At 52.7% G+C, this 3,097-nt stretch carries 3 protein-coding genes; all 3 read left to right on the plus strand.

All coding sequences use genetic code 11. The features are described from left to right. Positions 1 to 432 precede the first annotated feature (432 nt). Entirely contained in the window at positions 433 to 1,215 is a 783-nt protein-coding gene (locus tag K6T64_RS16535; protein ID WP_288011273.1) for a glucose 1-dehydrogenase, read from the plus strand. An 88-nt stretch (positions 1,216 to 1,303) separates the two neighbouring features. Further along, positions 1,304 to 2,356: a 2,3-butanediol dehydrogenase gene (locus tag K6T64_RS16540; RefSeq protein ID WP_288011274.1), complete on the plus strand. Its 1,053-nt coding sequence runs from the start codon at positions 1,304 to 1,306 to the stop codon at positions 2,354 to 2,356. Positions 2,357 to 2,801: 445 nt separating this feature from the next. Next, positions 2,802 to 3,097 (plus strand): ImmA/IrrE family metallo-endopeptidase (locus K6T64_RS16995; RefSeq protein ID WP_353737844.1); only part of this gene is annotated, 296 nt, incomplete at its 3' end.

Genomic DNA, 3,097 nt, shown 5'->3' on the forward strand with positions numbered 1-3,097 from the left:
CCGACATGGGACCTTCCTAGGACCGCAAAAGTTTTAAGGGCCAGCCTGGCCCGGCGGTATGTTTGGCTGGGTCTAAAAGCATTCCATTTCATGAAAACCACTTTCCCTTTCATTTTTGGGAAATCTCAAGCCAAAACTACACCACTTGACGGGACATAACCCATTACCGCTAGGCTTTCCTTAGATATAGCCGCAACAGATTGAGACAAAATGAGGCACTACTATCGAAACAAATCGGGACAAATCGAGACATTTGCCCATTGAACATCGCTTTGATGTCAGAGATGGTGGTGTGTTGCGTGCCGTACCTGACTTTCAAGCATGGCACAGATTTTGCGATCCATCCAGGTCAGGTGGAGAGGGCATTTGGGGAGGAGGGAAGAGTGGTAGCGACAACCGACAGCCTTTTAGGACAAAGGGGGAGGGAAAAACATGAGGGTTCTGCGAGGAAAAACGGCGATTATCACCGGAGCGGGAAGGGGAATTGGCAGAGCGATTGCCTTGGCCTTGGTCAGGGATGGTGCATGGGTGTGCGTCAACGACGTGCGCCGGGAATTGGCGGAGAGCGTAGTCCGGGAAATCGCGAAGGAGGGCGGTGAATCTTTTTCGTTCATCGGAGATGTAACCGACGAGGAGGCTGTTGGCTGTCTCGTTCAGGAGTGCGTTCAACAATGGGGCCATGTGGACATCTTGGTGGCCAACGCCGGAATCGCACAGGTTAAGCCTGCTCTGGAGTTGACCGTTCAGGACTGGAAGCACATGTTGGAAGTTAACGTCCTGGGAGTCGTACTGTGTAATGTAGCGGCCGCCAAACAAATGATACGTCAAGGAAGCGGTGGAAAGATTATCAATGCGTGTTCAATCGCAGGGCAACAAGGTTTTGACATGTTGAGTCATTATAGCGCATCCAAATTCGCCGTACGTGGGTGGACCCAGGCATTTGCGAAAGAAGTAGCCTCCTACGGTATCACCGTGAATGCGTACTGTCCCGGAATTGTGGATACAGATATGTGGAAACAGATCGATGAGGAATTCAGCCGAATCAACAAAAAGGCAGGGGGGGAAACCTTTCGCGAATACGCCGCACGCGCTTTGTTAGGTCGCCCGGAGACCCCCGAGGACGTCGCAAAACTCGTAAGATTCTTGGCTGGGCCTGAGGGGGATTTCATCACTGGCCAATCCATCGTGGTGGATGGAGGAATCGTATTCGTATAACGAGCAGGCTCGTGAAAATGGCATACAGATCCGGATCCGGAATAGCTAGGCGAAAAAAAGCGAGCTCTTTGAGATAGGAGGAGAACCCGTGAAAGCAGCGCGTTGGCACGGCCCCCAAGATATTCGGGTCGAAAATATAGAAGAACCAAAAACGCATCCAGGTACCGTAAAGGTCAAGGTCGAATGGGCAGGTATTTGCGGGAGCGATCTGCACGAATATCTCGGCGGACCAATTTTCATTCCGAGGGACAATCCTCATCCGTTAACAAATGAAACGGCTCCCATCGTGATGGGCCACGAATTTTCCGGCAAAGTTGTGGAAGTAGACCCAACTGTAACCTCCTTCCAAGTCGGAGACCGCGTGTGCATCGAACCGATTTACGCCTGCGGAAAATGCTTTTCTTGCCGCCGAGGACATTACAACCTGTGTGTACATTTAGGATTCCACGGCCTTTCCGGCGGCGGCGGAGGATTTTCCGAATTTACTGTAGTACCTGAGTATATGGTCCATAAGCTGCCCGACAACATGACTTTTGAACAAGGGGCGCTGGTGGAACCGGCAGCAGTGGCTCTTCACGCTGTCCGTCAGAGCCGATTGAAAGCAGGAGACAAGGTGGCGGTGTTCGGGGCAGGGCCCATTGGTCTTCTTGTAATCCAAGCGGCCAAACTGGCGGGGGCCAGCCAAATATTCGCAGTGGAAATCTCAGAGCAAAGACAAGCGTTTGCATTAAGTGTGGGGGCCGCCCACGTGATTGACCCCTCTCAAACAGATGCTGTTCAAGAGATTCAACAGGTCACTGGCGGCGGAGTGGATATCGCTTTTGAAGTGACGGGGGTCCCGGCGGTCCTGACGCAGGCGATCAACAGTACTGCACTGAACGGTGAAACGGTAATCGTTAGTATTTGGGAAAAGCCGGCCGAGATCCATCCAAATGATCTGGTGCTAGGAGAAAGGACTGTCATGGGGATTCTCGCTTATCGACACATTTTTCCTGAGGTCATTCAGTTGATTGCCAACAAGCAGTTCAAGGCAGAAGAACTGATCACGAAAAAAATCAGCTTGGACCAAATCGTGAAAGAGGGTTTCGAGGCTCTGGTTAAACAAAAAAGCCAAGTTAAGATCGTAGTTCAGCCCAACTAAATGTTTAAGAGAACGTCTGAGACGGGGGTGGATTGCATCCAGAATTGATCCCTTGTCATCATGATTACGTGGCGGGAAGGGGGTCATTCCCCCTCCCGCCGGATGCTCAATACCCCCAATCTTGGCGGATCGGGGGGCCTTTGCCTTTTCCGGCCCGGGAAACCGCCGCTCAATGAAAACGGACCCCGGGAGAACGCCGGAGCCCACTTTTCCTACTGATACAATCACCTCGGCCGGATCGGAAAAAACAACCGCCGGCAACGGCCGCGGTCGTCGACAAAATTAAGCAACACATACGGTGATGACACATTTGGATTCATTTCCAATTTCTTGTCCTCCCCAGCCCCATTGTACCGGCAATGAAGGGTTCCGGGTGTTGTATGGCGCCGTGCGGAGCCAATCGTTCTTGGACTCGAAGATCATCTTCGTGGATGACAGGTTGCCGATGAACGAACAGCGTGAAGAATTCGCCCACGAACTTGTGCACATCTGGCTCCACAGCGGATCCCAACTCGTTCTTCCGGAGCCCTGTATGCGTGCACATCAGAGCCAGGCGGACCGAACGGCCATGTATCTCTTGATCCCAACGCGATTCTTGGAAGGCGAGTTGGATCAGGTCGACTTTGAAAAGGGATTGAGACGAACAGGGCAATCTCCCGCACAACAGGGCCAACAGCGCCGTCAATCCGGCCACTGGACCACCTCCCGTCCCCTGGGAACCCGGCGCGAAAAGGCTCCGGT

This window comes from Kyrpidia sp., assembly GCF_023512215.1.
Classification (GTDB): Bacteria; Bacillota; Bacilli; order Kyrpidiales; family Kyrpidiaceae; genus Kyrpidia; species Kyrpidia spormannii.